This is a genomic window from Mycolicibacterium brumae, assembly GCF_025215495.1.
Lineage (GTDB): Bacteria > Actinomycetota > Actinomycetes > Mycobacteriales > Mycobacteriaceae > Mycobacterium > Mycobacterium brumae.
Genome location: NZ_CP104302.1, coordinates 3807163 through 3822784 on the forward strand (window position 1 = coordinate 3807163; position 15622 = coordinate 3822784).

A 15622-nucleotide genomic window follows, 5' to 3' on the forward strand; every position below is an offset into this window, starting at 1 on the left:
TCAGTAGGTCAGCGTGATGGATTCTGCCAGCTCGTCGTAGAGCTCCTTGGCTTCGCTGCCCGGTCCGGTGGTGCAGTACAGCAGGTCCAGCGCGATGTTGTTCTTCACGCCGAGCATCCGGGAGCAACCCCAGCCTCCCCCGCCCTCGACGGTCTGCGTCATGGACAGCACGCCGTCGTCGTCGGTGACCGAGCCGTTGGTCCAGCGGGCCTGCCTGCCGTCGGAACTGGTGTACAGAATGGTCTTGTCCGAGCAGGAGTTCCACTTCTTGGCCGCGCCGGCCAGCATGGCGTCGGCGGCGTCGGAATCCTTGAACGAGACCGCCGCCTGGGTGAACTGCATGGTCGCCTTGGTGGCGCGGTCCGGCGCGTCGCTGACGATCTGGCCGAAGGCCTGCAGCCAGCCGGTCCCGCCGAAGGTGCCCTCCTCGAGCGGGGCCCAGGAGGATCGGCAGTCGCGGTTGTCCAGTCCGGTGGAATCGGTCATCTCGGTCGCCTCACCGCGCTGGTACAGCGTGGCGGAAAGTCCGACGGCCGACGCCACCTCGGACGGGCTCAGCAGCAGGCTCGCGACGGCGGAGGTCGCCATCGGTTTCGGCTTCAGCGGTCCGTCGTTGTCGGCGGGCTTCGCGACGCCGCCGACGGTCGTCGTGCACCCGGTCAGCACGAGCAGCCCGGCCGCCGCGGCGGCGAAGATTCGCGACTTCACACCGTCGACCCTAACGCCGATCCTGGCCGCCTCCGCACGCCAGTTGAGGGAGGTCACACATCGGTGACGGTCCGGCCTCGGCGCCGAGACGTAATCGTTAGCCAACCGCGATTGGCGCGCCGAGTTTCCCCAACCCGAGTCACGTACGCCCCATGATTCACTTGCGTCACACCAGAAACACATCCGTGTAATTCTCAGTGACGGAGGAACCAGTCGTGAAGTTCGTACACAAGTTGCGGGCGAAGGCCAACCTGCGCCGCGCCGCCGCGGTGGCCATGACCGCCGCCGCGCTGCCGGCCCTGGCCGGGATCGTCGGCGAGACCCCCACCGCCGGCGCCTTCTCGCGCCCCGGCCTGCCGGTCGAGTACCTGGACGTGCCGTCGCCGTCGATGGCCCGCGACATCCGCGTCCAGTTCCAGCCCGGCGGCCCGCACGCCGTCTACCTGCTCGACGGACTCCGCGCGCAGGACGACTACAACGGCTGGGACATCAACACCCCCGCGTTCGAATGGTTCGACGGCTCCGGGCTGTCCGCCGTGATGCCGGTCGGCGGCCAGTCCAGCTTCTACACCGACTGGTACGAGCCGTCCAAGGGCAATGGCCAGGCCTACACCTACAAGTGGGAAACCTTCATGACCCAGGAGCTGCCGACCTGGCTGGCGGCCAACAAGGGCGTGTCCACCACCGGCAACGCGGTGGTCGGCATCTCGATGGCCGGTAGCGCCGCGATGACGTACGCGATCTGGCATCCGGAGCAGTACACCTACGCCGCGTCGCTGTCGGGCTTCCTCAATCCGTCCGAGGGCTGGTGGCCGATGCTGATCGGGCTGGCGATGAACGACTCTGGCGGCTACAACGCGACCAGCATGTGGGGCCCGTCGGCCGACCCCGCCTGGAAGCGCAACGACCCGATGGTGAACATGGCCAGCCTCGTCGCCAACAACACCCGGCTGTGGGTGTACTGCGGCACCGGCACCCCGTCGGACCTGGATTCCGGCGCCGACGGCGGCAACCTGCTGGCGGCCCAGTTCCTGGAGGGCTTGACGCTGCGCACCAATGTGACGTTCCGGGACAACTACCTGGCCTCCGGTGGCACCAACGGGGTGTTCAACTTCCCGGCCAACGGCACGCACAGCTGGAACTACTGGGGCCAGCAGCTGCAGCAGATGGTGCCCGACATGCAGGCCACGCTCAACGGCGCACCCGCCGCGAGCTGATCACTCCTCCGACACTTCGGCCCCTGCCCAATCGGGCAGGGGCCGAAGCGTTTTGAGGCCGCACGTTGCCCTCAGAGCACGAAGGAGATCAACAGCACCCCCACCGCGAACGCGAGCATGCCCAGGCAATTGACCCAGAACGTGACGCCGAGCGCGCGGGCGCGGATATGCGCCGCGGCGGCGGCGAGGAAGTAGGCGATCACACCGGCGGTCGCGGCCACCCCGACGCCCGGGGCGTTCAGGCCGACCAGCAGACCGGCCACCGCCACCAACTTGATCCACACCAGCGCCCATCCCCATTCGACCGGGAAGTTGACGCAGACCAGACATTCGCGGATGAACTCCACCGGTTTCACCGACAGCAGCGCGTCGACGGCCAGCACGGCGGCCAGCGCCATCACCGGCCAGGCCGGATCGGGTGTCTCGAACATGGTTGTGCCTTTCAGATCGACTTCGGGTGGGGGTCTTTGCTGTCGCGGTCGGCCAGCAGGCCGACGACGTCCTCGAGTTGGTCGCGGATGCTGCCCATCCCGGTCCGCAGCGACGGCGAGGCCATCAGCAGCCCGAGGTAGGCGAGGTAGGCCGCGCGGCCGGCGGACTCGGCGTCGGCGCCCAGGCCCGCGTCGCGGAACACCGCGGCGAACTCGGCGGTCAACGCGACGGCGAGGTCGGTGAAAACCTCCGCCCGGGTCGTGCCGCGGGCCAGGATGGCCCCGTACTCGCGCGCCAGCGCGGGATCGGCGCCGAACATGTCCAGGAACGGCTGCACCAACGCGCCGATCCGCGCCGCGGGCGTGCCGGACGGCGGCGCCTCGCGCCCGTCGGCGCGCGCCTCGTGCACGGCGCCGATCCGCCGATCGAAGACCGCGACCAGCAGCGCGTCCTTATCGCCGACGGCCATCACGGTGCCGACGCTGACCCCCGCCGCGGTGGCGATCTGCCGGATGGTGGTCGCACGGAACCCTTGTTCGGCGAACAACCGCTGGGCGGCCTCGAGCACGCCCGCCCGGGTCCGCTCCCGCTGCGCAGCCCGGCCCGTCGACTTTGGCTGAACCTGTTCAGTGAACATGTTCAGTACGGTACGCCGACGGGTTCAGGCGCGCAACCGCGCGCTCAATCCCGACGCGCGCACCACCCGTCGGGCCAGCGCGGCCCGGACACCTTCCTCGGTCCCGACGATCCGGACCTTGCTCTTAGCTCGGGTGACTGCGGTGTAGAACAGCTCTCGCGACAGCAGCCGGGAGTCCGGGCCAGGCAGCAGCACGGTGACCTCGGCGGCCTGGCTGCCCTGACTCTTGTGGATCGTCATGGCGTGCATGGTCTCCACATCGGCGAGCCTGCTGGTGGCGAAACTCGCCTGCCCGGAACCGGTTTCGATGACCGCCCGCAACTGGCCGCCCTCGACGACGGTGACGCCGGTGTCACCGTTGTACAGCCCGACCCCGTAGTCGTTGGCGGTCACCAGGATCGGCCGGCCGGCGTACCACTCGGCCCAGAGATTGTCGCCGGTCTCGTCGCCGAGCCAGCGTTCCACCTGGCGGTTCCAGTGCCGCACCCCGAACGGGCCTTCCCGGTGCGCGCACAGCAGCCGGTGCTGGTCCAGCGCCGCCAGCGCGCTCCCATCCCGGGCGCCGGCGCTCAGCGCGGCGGTCCGGACGGCCATCGCGTGCGGCAGCAGCACCGCGCGCAGCGCCGCCGACGGCTCCGCGGTGTCGACGAACTCGATGCCCGGCACTGCCCCGCGCAGCAACGCCAGCACGTCCGCGTCGGCGCCGGCTCGGATCGCCGTCGCCAGCGCGCCGATCTCGGTGCCGAAGCGGTGCGAGGTGGACAGCGTCGCGATCCGAGTGTCCGGGCGCGCGCCCAGGCCCTCGACCAGATCGGCCAGCACCGCGCCGGCCTCCACCGACGTCAGCTGGTCGGGATCGCCGACCAGGATCAGCCGGGCCTCCGGGCGCACCGCCTCCAGCAGCCGAGCCATCATCGTCAGCGAGACCATCGAGGTCTCGTCGACCACCACCACGTCGTGCGGCAGCCGATTGCCGCGGTGATGCGCGAACCGGGTGGCGCTGCCGGGCCGGAAGCCGAGCAGCCGGTGCAGCGTGACGGCCTGCGGGTCCGGCAGCCGGGCCCGGTCGACCGGATCGAGGTGGGCCATTTCCACGGCGACGGCCTGCTGCAGCCGCGCCGAGGCCTTGCCGGTCGGCGCGGCCAGCGCGATCCGCGGCGCGCGCCGGCCAGACCGCTCGGCGTCCTCGGCGAGCAGCGCCAGCAGACCCGCGACGGTGGTGGTCTTCCCGGTGCCCGGCCCCCCGGTCAGCACGGTGGTGGACTGGGTCAGCGCGATCCGCGCCGCATCGCGCTGCTCGTCGGAGCCCGGCCGCCGGAACACCCGCTGCAAACCCGCCTCGAGTGCGGCGGTGTCCTCGCCGCGCGGCGGACGGTTTCCGGCGCGCTGCAACAGATCTCGGCAGACCTGCTCTTCCTCGCGCCAGTACCTGTCCAGGTAGAGCAGACCGGAGTCATCGAGGCGCAGCACGGGTGGTTTGCCCGGCGCCCAGCCCGGGCCGCCGTCGGCCGGGACGCCGGCCAGCGGGCTGGCGGTGATCGCCGCGCGCCAACCGGGCAGCTCCGGCCAGGGCAGTTCGGCGGGGTCGTCGGCGCCGACGGCGGCCAGGTCGACGCAGACCGAACCGCCCCGCACCGCGCGGACCGCGAGCGCGGCGCCCAGCGCCACCGCCTCGTCGGACTCCCCGGCCAGCGCGCACAATCGTTGTGCGACATGCACATCCGCGGCATCGAGCACTCCGGCGCGGTTGAACTCCGCCAGCAGGCCGTCGGCGCGCCGGGCCAGCGCGCGGTCGAAGGGGTCCACCATCGCGGCGGCGGGTTCCGGTGTGGTCATGATCGTGCCTCCGCGGCGGCGAGCAGCTCGGACATCTCGACGACCAGCCGCGTCGGCGGCCGCCAGCTGAACACCCCGGCCGGGACGCCGTCGACGGTCGGGGTGTCCGGACCGCACATGCCCCGCAGGAAGAGGTACAGCACGCCGCCCAGGTGTTTCTCGGGTTCGTATCCCGGTTGCCGCCAGCGCAGGAAACGGTGCAGCACCACCGAATACAGCAGCGCCTGCAGGGGGTAGTGCGAATGGATCATGGCGTCGGCCAGCTGCGCGGGGCCGTAGTCGGCCGAGCTCAGCGGACGGGTCGGCTCCCCCAGCTTGTTCGTCTTGTAGTCGACGATCAGATACCGATCACCTCGGACACGCAGCACCGCGTCGATGGATCCGGACAGGTAGCCGCGCAACGGCTGGCCGCCCAGTTCGGGGGTCAGCAATCGTTCGGGGTAACCCACCATCGGGTCGTCGGCGCTCAGGTGCGCGGCCAGCAGCCCTCCGATCTGGGCCACCGTGATGTTCGGGGTGGCGCCGCTGACCCGGTCCCCGCCGGCCAGCGGGATTTCGAAATCCAACTCGCACAATCGATCCCGCAGCCCGATCTGACGCAGCGTCAGTCCGTCGGCGAGCGGCCCGAGTGGCGTGTCGTGCATCGGCACGAGCGCGGTCGCCAACTCCTGCGCGGTGATCGCGGCGGGCCACCACATCAGCTGCGACGCGGCATGGTCGGCCAGTTCGGCGGCCAAGTCGGGCGCCGCCGGGTCCGCGTTCTCCAGCACGGCGTGCACCAGCGATCCCATCGCGGCGCCCGCGGGCAGGTCGGCCATCGGCGACGGGACACCCGCCGCCACGCCCAGGTCGAGGCCGACGTCGACATACAGTCCGTCGGCGGCGTCGCCCTCGTCGTCCTTGCCGGTGTCGGACGGTTCACTGCCCACCCCGGAGGCCGGGGTGATCCCTTCGGCCGCGCGCAGCAGACCGCTGTAGGAGGTGCGCCGCCACCCGGCGTCCAGCGCCCGGGTGAACCGCCGGACCGCCATTTCGGTCTCGGGGACGGTCCGCGGAACCCTCGGTGTGGCAAAAATTTCCGAGTCCTCCAGGGTCAGCACGCCCGCGTCGTGCCATCCCCGGAAGCGCGCCGGAATATCACTGTCGGATTCCATCGGGGCCAGCACATCGGGAACCTGGGCGGCGCCCGGGTCCCGTCCGCGCAGCAGCCGCGACAGTCCCCCGGTCGGCTCGTTCTTGGACGGCGCCCACCAGGCGACCACCTGGGATTGCGCCCGGGTGAGCGCCACATAATTGACCCGCAACGCCTCCCCGGCGGCTTCCGCGGCGGCCGCCGCCTGCGCCTCGCGCTGCTGGGCCCCCGCACCGCCGATGTAGAGACAGCGCCGTTCCGATTCGTGATAGCGCGGGTACTCGTCGTCGCCGACGTACCGGTTGAACGAGTACGGCAGATAAACCACCGGGAACTGCAGGCCCTTGCTGGCCCAGACGGTCATCACCTGCACGGCCCGGGCGTCGCTGTCGAGGCGCCGCCGGCGTTCCCCGGCGCCGGTGTTCTCCTCGCGGCGGCGGCGCAGCCATTCGGCCAGGCCGGGCAGCGACAGCCCGTCCCGGTGGGTCGCGTCGCCGAGCAACTGGGTCAGCTGGGCCAGGTCGGTCATCCGGCGCTCTCCGCCAGAGCAGCCCAGCAGGCGTTCGCTCATCCCGGTCAGCTGGGCGGCTTCCAGCACCGCCGCCACGCCGCGCTCCCGGGCGTGGGCGGCCCACTCCCGCAGTGTGTCGGCGATCCGGTCGGTCAGTTCCGCGCCGCCGGCGGCCAGGGTTTCGGCGGTGTGCCCGAAAAACAGGGTGGCCCCGGCCGCGCGCACCATCCGGGGCCGGTGCGGCTGATCGAACGCCTCCAGCAGCGTCAGCCAGTCCGCGCCGGCTTCGGTCTTGAACACATCGGTCTCACCGGTGTAGACCGCCGGGATCCCGGCCTCCTGTAGTGCCTGCTGGCAGCGCAGCGCGTCCGGGTTCCGCTCGACGATCACCGCGATGTCCCCGGCGCACAGCGGTTCCCCGTTGAACCGGGTCCCGTCGGTGAGCCGCCGGGCGATGTCCGCGGCCAGGTCGGCGGCGATGTGCCGGCGCAGCCGGTCGATGCTGAGCGTCTGGTCCGGCCGTAGCGCCAGTTGTTCTCGGCCCGCCACCCGCAGCCGGACGGGGGTGTTGACGCCCGGCCCGGAGAGCCGGCTGCCGGGTTGGTGTGCCTGGACCTCGTGCACCACGATGTCCGGTTTCCCCAGCGCCGCGCCGCCGAGCAGCCTCTGCAGCGCGCCGACCAGGTCGGCGTCGCTGCGCCAGTTGGTGTCCAAGGTTTGGCGCCGGGACGCCGCCCGGCAGGCCTGCAGGTAGGTGTCGATATCGGCGCCGCGGAACGCGTAGATCGCCTGCTTGGGGTCGCCGATCAGGATCACGGTGGCGTGGCCGTGGAACGCTCGGCGCAGCACCTGCCACTGGACCGGGTCGGTGTCCTGGAACTCGTCGACCAGAACCACCCGCCAACGCTGCCGCATCCGCTCCCGGGCCGGCGCGTCCGGGTCTGCCAGCGCGGCGGCCAGGCGGGTGAGCAGGTCGTCGTAGCTCAGCACGCCGCGGCGTCGCTTCCGGATCTCCAGCTCTGCCAACACCTTGACCGCGAAGTCGCGGCGGACCGCGGCCATCGATCCGGGCGCCGCGGCGTCCGGGCGCAGTTCGGTGTCCGGGTTCTCCACCACCGCGACCGCCAACCGGCCGGCCTCGTCACGGGACAGCGCCGGCGTCTCGGGGCTGTTGGTGAATTCGGCGAGATACAGATCGTCGGTGATTTCGGCGACCAGATCGTCCAGGTTTTCCACCAGGGTGACCCCGGCGTCGGAATCACCCGCCACACCAAGCGATTTCAGCACGATCTGGCAGAACCCGTGGGTGGTGAGCACGCTGGCGTCGTCGAAGCCGGCGAGCGCGTCGCGCAGTCGGTTGGCGCGTGCGGCACGCTCGTTGTCGTCGACGTCGACGAGAAACCGCAGCAACGGGTCGGTGACGGCGCCGGGATCACCGAACGCCTCCGCGGCGTCGACGAGCTTGCCGCGAACCCGTTCGCGCAACTCGCGGGTGGCGGCACGGGTGAAGGTGATCAGCAGCATCTCGTCGAGAGTGGCCCGACCCTCGACGATGTAGCGGGTGACCAGCCCGGCCAGCGCATAGGTTTTCCCGGTACCCGCGCTGGCTTCCAGCACCGTGGTGCTGGCGGGTTCGGGCAGTGCTGCCAGCAGATCAAAGGACTCCATCAACTCACCTGCCCTGCGCCGCCAGCAGCGGACCCCACACCCGCGCGGCGTAACTGCCGATCCGGGTGTCCGCGCCGCCGAATTGTTCGCCGGGTCGGGGCGGGTCGGTCAGCGCCGCCCAGCCGTCGTCGCCCCAGGCGCGGCGCACCGACACGTCGGCGTCCTCGCCCGGGTAGTCGCCACTGACCCAGAACTTACGGGCCTGCTGCTCCGGTGTCCGGTTCCCGGCGCGCGCCCACGCGTAGGAGGACTTCAGCGGCAGCGGCAGCGGCTCGGTGCGTCCGACGTCGTAGACGGCGACGAGGTCGGCGAGCACCGCGGCCGGATCCGGCGGCGGCCGCAGCACCACCTGGTCCACCGGGTAGCGACCCCAGCCCTTGGCCACGCAGCGCGCCTCGAACGGGGTCGCCGGGTCTTGCGCCGCGAGCGCCAACAGCGGAATCCAGGCCGCGATCAACTGTTTTGGGCCCATTTTCGAGAAGCCGACCGATAGGTAGGTGTCGCCGTACAGCGCGACGGTGCCGGTGAGCCGATGGCCCCCGGGCAGATCCAGGTCGATATCGACGGCCCGGGCGGCGCCGTCGCGGTGCTCGCGGGCGGCGTCGGCCAGCGCCGCGGCCTGATCGGCGATCTGCCCGGCCCGGCGCCATCCGAGTTTGCCCGGCGGCAGGGCGCCGCGGCGCCATTCGGCCTGCAGCACCGCCGCTCGGTCCGCGCCGCGCATCATGTCCTCAAGCATCCGCGCGCCCACCGACCATTGCGCCAGCGAGTCCATCTCCACCGCCATCGCGTCGCTGACGTCGTCGCGTTCCCACGGCAGCGCGAAGTCCAGGGCGCGGAAGAAACCGCGGATCGGGTCGCGGAAGAAGTCCCGCAATTCATCGAGGCTGACGTCGCCCAGCGGCGGGGCCGGGACGGCGCCGCTGAGGAAGCGCGGCGGGGGCGGGCGGTGTTCGACGGCCGCGGCGCGGGCGCCGGCCAGCGCCGCGGGGTCGAAGCTGAACGGTTGCCCGGGGGCGCCCAGCTGCCCCGGTGTCACGTTGCGGGCGTCGAACGGCAGCAGCGGGTGCGCGACGAGGACGCGGTCACGCACCGGCGCGGTGGTGGTGCGGTCGAGCACGTCGAGGAGTTCGGCGATCGGGACGGCGGGCGGGCGCTGCGCTCCGGTGATCTCGTCGGCGCCGGTGTAGGTGATGACCAGGGTTTCGGTGGCCGCCCCGATGGCGTCGAGCAGCAGTTGCCGGTCCTCGGAGCGCCGGTCGCGTTCCCCGGTCACCGGGTCGCGGGCGAGCACGTCGTCGCCGTCGACGGCGCCGGTCCGGGGGAACACCCCGTCGTCGAGGCCGACCAGGCAGATCACCCGGTGCGGGGCCGAGCGCATCGGGGTCATGGTGCACACCGTGATGGCGCCGGTGCGGAAGTTGGCGCGGGTGGGCCGCCCGACCAGGTGATCGCGCAGCAGCGCGCGAACGTCGTTGAGCCGCAACACCGCCGACTCGTGGCCGGTGCTGGCGGCGGCCACCTCGGCCAGCTCCCGGTCGAGTTGGGCGGGCTGCCAGGCGTCGTCGCCGACCGCCCGGGTCAGGGCGTCGACGCCGTCGTGCACGGTCTGCAACCACTGCCGCAGCGGGCGGGGCCCGGACAACCGGTCCAGGGTGTCGGCGAGCCGATCGGCGAACTCGGCGAAGCGGCCCGCCAGGTCGACCTGGTTGCTGCCCACCTCGTCCAGCGGCAGGGCGGTCCCGATCCAGGCCTCGGCGTCCTGCGACATGGCCACCCCGGACAGGATCCGGTCCAGCCCGAACCGCCAGGTGTTGTGCACGACGTTCTGCAGACCGTAGGGCATGCGGTGCTCGGCGTCGACGCCCCAGCGGATTCCGGATTCCCGCACCCACGCGGTGAGGGTTTCCAGGTCGTCGTCGGTGAAGCCGAACCGGGCCCGCACCGGCGGAGCCTGCGCGACGTCGAGCAGTTCGGTGGCGGTGGCCCGGCCGCCCGCCATGGCGAGCAGTTGCTCGGCGACGCCGAGCAGCGGATTGGTCTGGCTCAGTGACCGGTCGGCGAGCTGGACACGCAGTCGGTGCGCCGGGTGCGCGGCGACGGCGTTCGTCTCACGGCGCCCGGTCAGATCGCCCAAGCCGAAACCGGCCATGATCAACGGGGCGTAGCGCTCGATGTCCGGGCACATCACCAGAATGTCCCGCGGCTCCAGGGTGTCGTCGTCGGCCAGTAGTCCGAGGAGCACCTCGCGCAGGACGTCCACCTGGCGCGCCGGGCCGTGGCAGCTGTGCGCCTGCACCGACCGGTCGGTGACCCGGTGCGTTCGGCCTTGCGGCGCAACGGTATTGGCGGCGATGTCGGATTGCAGCCAGCCCAGCAGGGTGTCCGGGCGGGCGGGTCCCGGCAACGGCTCATCGACGATCTGTGGCGGGAGGGCGCGCTGCAGCTCGCGCAGGTCCCGGCCCAGCGTCGCGAGCAGCGGGTGGCCGACGTGCTGATGGCTGGCGTCTGCCCGGCGGCGCACCGGCCCCGTCGCGGCGCCGGTCAGCGCCTGCCACATCGCGGGGCTCGGGTGCGGCGCCCAGAGGTGCAGGTCGTGATAGGCCGACATGGCGTCCAGCAGTTTGAGGTCGGCGGCGCCGAGTCGGGTGTGGCCGAACAGCGACAGCCGGGCCGGCAGATCCGCGGGCCCGGATCGCAGCCGGGCGACGGTGTCGCGCAACCGGATGTCGGGCGGGTCGGCCGGGATGCGCGTGATGAGGCGGCGCCACAGCTGCGGTTGCCAGTTCAGGTCCGGATCCAGCGCCGCGCCCAGGCCGTCGGTGTCGCGGCCGTCCGCCCAGTCGGTGAGCAGCTGGGGACGCTGGTTCGCGTAGCCGGCGAACAGTCCGGCGATGCGGCGCGCGACGGCGTAACGGCGACCGCGGCGCAATTCGGCTTCCTCGCCGTCGGCGCGAACCCCGAGATGATCGGCCAGTGCGGCGCACCACTCCTGGCCGACGGATTCGTCGATGACGGCCAGCAGCGGCCAGGTCATCGCGTCGGGGTCCCACGGGTCGGGACCACCCGCAACCAATCCGGCGCCGGCCGCCCCGGTGAGTTCGGCGAGCAGCGAGCGCGGCGACCGGAACTCGACCGCGGCGCACACCCCGTCGGCGTCGCCGCCCGCGCCCAGCAGGTGTGAGAGCCGCTGGCTCAGCCAGCGCTCGACGCCGCGGGCGGGCACCAGGACGAGGTCCGTTGCGAACACGTCGTCGGGCGGGGTCGCCAACAGCTCGCCCAGCGCCTGGACGAGCTGATCGGCGCGCTCGGCGCGGTGCAAGTGAAATGCCATCGCGGCAAATCTATCCGGCTGCCCCGACAAGCCGAGAACCCCACAAGCCCGCCCGGCCGAATCATCCACAGCGCCCGCACTGGCTGAAGAATGCCGGTTGATGAGAGAATGCGGTCCGGTTCAATCCCTCACGTCAGCCCGGCGATGATCGCCTCGATCCGGCGCGCGCGGGTCTCCGGCCGTTTCGCGCCCCCGGCGGGCGGATCGTTCACCGATCGTCACGACGACGGCGGCGCGGGCGCCTCCACCGAGTTCTTCGACCTGCTCCGGGGTCAGCACCAGCGCGGTGGCGGGCCCCTGTGGTTCCAGGACCTGTCGCAGCCGCAGCGCCATGGGAGGAGTTTACGGTCAGGCTGCGACACGCCTGTCACCCGATGTTCCAGCAAATTACACGCGTGTGTGTTATGGGGTTGTTGTGACAGCTGTGGTTTCCTCTGGCAGTCTCAAGGGATGCGACCCCACCGCCGGCGCCGATCGCGCCTGGCCGTCACGCTGCTTTCGGCGCTGACGGCGCTCGCGCTGGTCGCCGCGGTGGCCCTGCTGCACCACGCCCGCGGCGAGGCGTTTCAGCAAGCCCGCACGAAATCCTTCGCCGTCGGCGGCTGCGTGACCCTGCCGGCCTCCGGGCAGGCGCAACCAGCGCACTGCGGCCAGGACCCCAGCTACACCGTGGGCGCCGTCGCCGACGACGGGAACTGCCCGAGCCCGGTCTACCAGCAGGCCTCGGCGCCCGGCACCTCCGCCACGCTGTGCCTGGTGCCGAACCTGGTGGCCGAGCACTGCTACCGACTGAGCCTGCCGATCGGCGTGCTGGCCCGTAGCAACTGCGCCTCGCAGTCCCGGCCCGACGACGGTGTGCTGGTCCAGATCACCCGGCGCTACGACGACATCGCCGACCGCACCGCCTGCCCGCAAACCGCGGGCAATCACGTCTGGCCGTACCCCGCGCCGGCGCGGACCTACTGCACCCGCACGCTGATCTGAGTCAAACGCTGATCTGAGTCAGTCGTCGCGCTGCGTCAGCCGAGCCACCGCCCGCAGCGGGATCGGCAGCCAGTTCGGCCGGTGCCGCGCCTCGTACCCGCATTCGTAGACGGCCTTGTCCAGTTCGTAGCCGGCCAGCACCTCGGCGTGATCGCGCGGGTCGAGTTCGCCGACCTCGGCGTAGCCGGCGCAGAACGCGTCTCGGTTCCGGATCACCCACTCCCGGGCGCGGGCGGCGAGTTGCTTGTCCCGCGGGTCGCCGCCCTGTCCGAGAATCGGCTGATAGGCCGCGTACTCGTAGGACCGCAGCATCCCCGCCACATCGCGCAGCGCCGAATCCGGCTGCCGCCGCACCGACAGCGGGGTCCCCGGCTCCCCCTCGAAATCGATGATGATCCAGTCCCGCGGGGTGCGCAGCACCTGACCCAGATGCAGATCGCCGTGCACTCGCTGCACGCTGATCGGCGCGCCGGCCAACGCGGCGATCCGCCGCTGCGCGGCCTCGGCGAACTCCGCCAGCGCCGGCGTCTGAGAGGTCACCGCGCGCATCCGTTCGGAGAGCAGTTCGGCAGGGAATTCCGCTGCGGCGCCGCCTAATTCGCGGGCCAGGATCTGGTGCACCGCGGCGACCGCGTGGCCCAGCCGATGCGACTCCGCGGCGAAGTCGCCGCCGACCTCCTCGGCGTACAGGTCGCCCTCGGCGTACAGATCGCGGGAGCTCGCGGTGGCCATCGCCCAGCCCTCCGAGGAGTTCGCGGCGAACTCGGTGAGCATGCCCAGCGGGCACGGCTGCCCGTCCCATTCGGTGTCGTAGGCGCCCAGCAGCCGGGCGGCGTTCGGACTGTTCGCCCGGCCCAGCACCCGGTTGAGCTCCACGTCGGGGTTCACCCCTGGGCTGACCCGGCGGAACACCTTCAGGATCGCGTGCTGGTGGTAGATCACGCTGGTGTTGGACTGTTCGGCGCCGGTCACCCGGGCCGGCGCCGACGGGTCCACCGTCGCGCCCGGCTCGAGGCTGAACTGGACCCGGCCGCGGACGAAGCCCGTGCTGAACAGCTCCAGCAGCGTGGCGCAGGACGCCTGGTCGTACAACGCGTCGTAGCCGGTGCGGCCCCGCTCGTCCTCGCCGATGGTGGCGATCTCGGCGTACTCCGGGATCGGCTCGCGGTCCCAGCAGACGATCACCTGGTAGCGCTCGCCCCCGCCGTCGGCGTATTGGGCGTCCACCAGCATCAGATCCAGCCCGTCGGCCAGCGGTGTCACCACCGCCGCCTCCGCCCGGACCAGCTCCCGGCCCCGGCCGGCGTACCAGCGCCGCTGCGGAAGCCATTGCGCGAAGGGCAGACTCACGTCGGCAGCTCCTTGCGCATCGAGTCGAGGTTCTGCAGCTGGAACCAGTAGAAGCCGTGTCCGGGCAGGGTCAGCAGATACGGCAGCTGCCCGATCGGGGGGAAGTGCACCCGCCCGGTCAGCTCGACCGGGGTGTAGCCGGCCCAGGTCTGCAGATCCAATTCAATGGCCTGCGGGAACCGGGACAGGTTGTTCACGCACATCACCAGGTCCTCCCCTTCGACGTGACGCAGAAACGCCAGCACCGACGGGTTGGATCCGCCGAGTTCGCTGAACTCACCGACGGCGAAGGCGTCGTGCCGGCGGCGCACCGCCAGCATGGTCCGGGTCCAGTTCAGCAGGGACGCCGAATTGTCCCGCTGCGCTTCGACACTCACCGCCTGGTAGCCGTACACGGCGTCCTGGTTCGGCGGTAGGTAGAGCCGGCCCGGGGTGGCGGTGGAGAATCCGGCGTTGCGGTCCGGGGTCCACTGCATCGGGGTACGCACCCCGTCCCGGTCGCCGAGCCAGATGATGTCGCCCATCCCGATCTCGTCGCCGTAGTACAGCACCGGGGATCCCGGCAGTGACAGCAGCAGCGCGGTGAACAGTTCGATCTGGTTGCGGTCGTTCTCCAGCAGCGGGGCCAGTCGTCGCCGGATCCCGACATTCGCTTTCATCCGAGGGTCTTTGGCGTACTCGGAGTACATGTAGTCGCGTTCCTCGTCGGTGACCATCTCCAGGGTCAGCTCGTCGTGGTTGCGCAGGAAGATGCCCCACTGGGCGAGTTCCGGGATCGCCGGCGTCTGCGCCAGGATCTCCGAGATCGGGAATCGGGATTCGCGGCGCACCGCCATGAAAATCCGTGGCATCAACGGGAAATGGAACGCCATATGGCATTCGTCGCCGCCGGTTTCCGGGTCGCCGAAATACGCCACCACGTCGGCCGGCCACTGGTTGGCCTCGGCCAGCAGTACCCGCCCCGGGTACTCGTCGTCGACGACCTTGCGGCAGCGTTTCAGGAAAGCGTGTGTCTCGGGCAGGTTCTCGCAGTTGGTGCCCTCACGCTCGAAAAGGTAGGGCACCGCGTCCAGCCGGAACCCGTCGATGCCGAGGTCCAGCCAGAACCGCAGCACATCGATCATGGCGTCGCAGACGGCCGGGTTGTCGTAGTTCAGGTCCGGCTGATGGGAGAAGAACCGGTGCCAGTAGAACTGCTTGCGGACCGGGTCGAAGGTCCAGTTGGATTCCTCGGTGTCGACGAAGATGATCCGCGCGTCGCGGTAACGGTCCGCGGTGTCGCTCCACACGTAGTAGTCGCCGTACGGTCCGTCCGGGTCGCGGCGGGATTCCTGGAACCACGGGTGCGAGTCGGAGGTGTGGTTCATCACCAGGTCGGTGATCACCCGGATGCCACGGCTGTGCGCGGCGTCGAGCAGCGCGACGAAATCCTCGACGGTGCCGAACTCCGGCAGCACGCGGTAGAAGTCGCGGATGTCGTATCCGCCGTCGCGCAGCGGCGAGTCGTAGAACGGCGGCAGCCACAGGCAGTCGACACCCAACCAGTGCAGGTAGTCCATCCGGTCGATCAGGCCGCGCAGGTCGCCGACGCCGTCGGCGTTGGAGTCGTAGAACGCGCGGACCAGCACCTCGTAGAACACGGCCTTCTTGAACCAGGTGCGGTCGGCCGGCAACGTCCGGGCGTGCGAATAATCGCCCGCGTCGGGGTGCTCGACGTGGCCGTCGCTGACGTGGCTTCCGTCGGGCAAGCCGGGATCTGAGGTCTCCATGATCAACTTCGCACGTTAGGCGGGATCGGCGCGGTTCGCCACCG

11 protein-coding genes are annotated in these 15622 nt (G+C 71.0%); 2 read left to right on the forward strand and 9 right to left on the reverse strand.

What is annotated here, in order from left to right; genetic code table 11:
- On the reverse strand, positions 1–708 hold the full coding sequence (locus L2Z93_RS18515) for a sensor domain-containing protein (RefSeq protein ID WP_162561887.1): 708 nt from the start codon (positions 706–708) through the stop codon (positions 1–3).
- 275 nt (positions 709–983) lie between these two features.
- On the opposite strand from L2Z93_RS18515, the gene L2Z93_RS18520 reads away from it, so the two are divergent.
- Positions 984–1925: an esterase family protein gene (locus tag L2Z93_RS18520; protein WP_090587930.1), complete on the forward strand. Its 942-nt coding sequence runs from the start codon at positions 984–986 to the stop codon at positions 1923–1925.
- A 71-nt stretch (positions 1926–1996) separates the two neighbouring features.
- On the opposite strand, the gene L2Z93_RS18525 is transcribed toward L2Z93_RS18520, so the two are convergent.
- The 6 genes from L2Z93_RS18525 to L2Z93_RS18550 form a co-directional block, all read right to left on the reverse strand.
- Complete coding sequence (locus L2Z93_RS18525) at positions 1997–2356, reverse strand: DoxX family protein (protein WP_090587845.1); 360 nt, start codon at positions 2354–2356, stop codon at positions 1997–1999.
- Positions 2357–2367: 11 nt separating this feature from the next.
- Positions 2368–2994 carry a TetR/AcrR family transcriptional regulator gene (locus L2Z93_RS18530; RefSeq protein ID WP_090587843.1) on the reverse strand — a complete coding sequence of 209 codons (627 nt, stop codon included), beginning with the start codon at positions 2992–2994 and terminating at the stop codon, positions 2368–2370.
- Between the two features lie 24 nt (positions 2995–3018).
- Entirely contained in the window at positions 3019–4803 is a 1785-nt protein-coding gene (gene recD / locus L2Z93_RS18535; RefSeq protein WP_090587927.1) for an exodeoxyribonuclease V subunit alpha, read from the reverse strand.
- A gap of 23 nt (positions 4804–4826) precedes the next feature.
- Positions 4827–8141: a UvrD-helicase domain-containing protein gene (locus tag L2Z93_RS18540; RefSeq protein WP_090587840.1), complete on the reverse strand. Its 3315-nt coding sequence runs from the start codon at positions 8139–8141 to the stop codon at positions 4827–4829.
- 4 nt (positions 8142–8145) lie between these two features.
- On the reverse strand, positions 8146–11475 hold the full coding sequence (gene recC, locus L2Z93_RS18545) for an exodeoxyribonuclease V subunit gamma (protein WP_090587837.1): 3330 nt from the start codon (positions 11473–11475) through the stop codon (positions 8146–8148).
- A gap of 120 nt (positions 11476–11595) precedes the next feature.
- Positions 11596–11808: a hypothetical protein gene (locus L2Z93_RS18550; protein ID WP_193438865.1), complete on the reverse strand. Its 213-nt coding sequence runs from the start codon at positions 11806–11808 to the stop codon at positions 11596–11598.
- Positions 11809–11925: 117 nt separating this feature from the next.
- Between L2Z93_RS18550 and L2Z93_RS18555 the strand changes: the two genes are divergently transcribed.
- Positions 11926–12459 (forward strand): hypothetical protein, encoded by a 534-nt coding sequence (locus L2Z93_RS18555; RefSeq protein WP_090587835.1) that lies wholly within the window; start codon positions 11926–11928, stop codon positions 12457–12459.
- Positions 12460–12477: 18 nt separating this feature from the next.
- Here the strand turns inward: L2Z93_RS18555 and L2Z93_RS18560 are convergent, their stop codons facing one another.
- Together L2Z93_RS18560 and treS are read right to left on the reverse strand one after the other, a co-directional pair.
- On the reverse strand, positions 12478–13809 hold the full coding sequence (locus L2Z93_RS18560) for a maltokinase N-terminal cap-like domain-containing protein (RefSeq protein ID WP_090587832.1): 1332 nt from the start codon (positions 13807–13809) through the stop codon (positions 12478–12480).
- The gene (gene treS / locus L2Z93_RS18565) at positions 13806–15578 is read right to left on the reverse strand and encodes a maltose alpha-D-glucosyltransferase (protein ID WP_090587830.1); all 1773 of its coding nucleotides are present in this window, start codon (positions 15576–15578) and stop codon (positions 13806–13808) included. Before treS ends, L2Z93_RS18560 begins: the two co-directional genes overlap by 4 nt.
- Positions 15579–15622: the final 44 nt, after the last annotated feature.